The 538-nt window shown below is 61.9% G+C and carries 1 protein-coding gene; it reads left to right on the top strand.

What is annotated here, in order from left to right; translation table 11 throughout:
- Positions 1-14: 14 nt before the first annotated feature.
- Positions 15-538 (top strand): type VI secretion system tip protein VgrG (gene vgrG / locus ABR397_RS23165; RefSeq protein ID WP_350307753.1); only part of this gene is annotated, 524 nt, incomplete at its 3' end.

Below are 538 nucleotides of genomic sequence, written 5' to 3'. Positions count from 1 at the left end.
AAATTGCCCAGCACATGGCTGACCGGATGACGGCGCAACCCGCCGGCGGGTTGCAGTTCACCCTCGCCGCCGCCGGCCTGCCGCCCCACACCTTTGTCGTCGCCGGCTTTTCACTCAAAGAAGCCCTGTCCACCCCGTTTACTCTGGCGGTCAGTTTAGCCAGTGCCGACCCGGCCATTGATTTCGCCGCAGTCCTCGATAACCGCGCCACCCTCACCATCCTGCGCGCAGGCAAAATCGAACGCACCGTCACCGGCATGGTCGCCCGCTTTGTGCAGGGCAACACCGGCAAACATCAGACCCGCTATGAGATGACCCTCCGCCCCGATATGTGGCGCACCACCCTGCGCCAGAATTCACGGATTTTTCAGCGGCAGGACATCAAAACCATTCTCACCACCCTGCTCAAAGAGAGCGGCGTCCGCGATGTGGTGTTCCGCCTGCGCCACCCGCACCCGGAACGGGAGTTCTGCGTCCAGTACCGGGAAACCGATTTTGACTTTCTGCACCGGCTGACCGCCGAAGAAGGCCTGTTTTA

It is taken from the genome of Photorhabdus viridis, assembly GCF_040256935.1.
GTDB classification, from domain to species: Bacteria; Pseudomonadota; Gammaproteobacteria; order Enterobacterales; family Enterobacteriaceae; genus Photorhabdus; species Photorhabdus viridis.
Note: the sequence above shows the minus strand (reverse complement) of the source record. Positions and strands in the feature narration are given on the sequence as shown.